Source organism: Idiomarina sp. UBA3162, from assembly GCF_002364475.1.
Classification (GTDB): Bacteria; Pseudomonadota; Gammaproteobacteria; order Enterobacterales; family Alteromonadaceae; genus Idiomarina.
In genome coordinates, this window is the sequence record NZ_DEYI01000053.1 from 45,166 (window position 1) to 45,597 (window position 432).

The window sequence follows — 432 nt, forward strand, 5'->3', positions numbered from 1 at the left end:
AGAACCTTCAAGGTATAAATCTGCTGGCCAGCTTAATCCCGGGAATTCACGTAATACACAATGGTGAGTTACGCCCGAATCGAACCAGACATCCAAGGTGTCGGTCACTTTACGATATTTGTCCGCTTCATCACCCAGTAAGGTCGCCGGATCAAGATCGAACCATGCCTGAACACCGTCTTTCTCGATAAGCTGAGCGACTTGTTCCATCAGTTCAAGGGTGTTGGGATGCAGCTCTTCGGTTTCGCGGTTGACGAAAATCGCAATCGGGTTACCCCAGGTACGTTGGCGCGAGATACACCAGTCTGGACGACCTTCAACCATCGACTCGATGCGGCTTTGACCCCACTCGGGCACCCAACGCACTTGCTTGATTTGCTCAAGCGCTTGGCTACGTAAGCCTTTCTGATCCATGCTGATAAACCACTGCGG

Annotated in this window: 1 protein-coding gene; it reads right to left on the reverse strand. The window is 51.6% G+C overall.

The window, feature by feature from the left end; all coding sequences use genetic code 11:
• A partial coding sequence (locus B2X00_RS06420; protein ID WP_290486584.1) for a class I tRNA ligase family protein occupies nucleotides 1-432 on the reverse strand: 432 nt, incomplete at both ends.